The organism is Pseudomonas sp. JV245A, assembly GCF_032424515.1.
In the GTDB taxonomy this organism is placed as follows: Bacteria; Pseudomonadota; Gammaproteobacteria; order Pseudomonadales; family Pseudomonadaceae; genus Aquipseudomonas; species Aquipseudomonas protegens.
Window position 1 is genome coordinate 1 of record NZ_VYKE01000642.1, and the last position, 267, is coordinate 267.

Annotated in this window: 1 pseudogene; it reads right to left on the reverse strand. The window is 69.7% G+C overall.

Features of this window, described 5'->3' with window-relative positions:
* A pseudogene (locus F6S12_RS33415) lies at positions 1-149 on the reverse strand (sulfite exporter TauE/SafE family protein); the annotation flags it as partial.
* Positions 150-267 lie beyond the last annotated feature (118 nt).

The following is a 267-nucleotide window of genomic DNA, read 5'->3' on the forward strand; positions in this document are numbered from 1 at the left end:
AGGCCGATGGGGGCAGCCTCGACCATGCTCAGGCCCAGGCCGAAGACCAGGAGCGGCACGGCGAGGATGCCGCCACCGGCCCCGGTCAGGGCCAGGATCGCACCAATGATCGCCCCCAGCCCGGCGCCCAGAAGACTGTGTTCGCTCATGCTTTCGGGGTGTCCGTGGCCAGGGTCGGGTGGGCCAGCCATTCGTGGCCCTTGAGCATGCCGCGCCAGTACAGCGGTGGCAGGATCCGTTCCTTCAGCCACCAGGCGCGACGGGTTG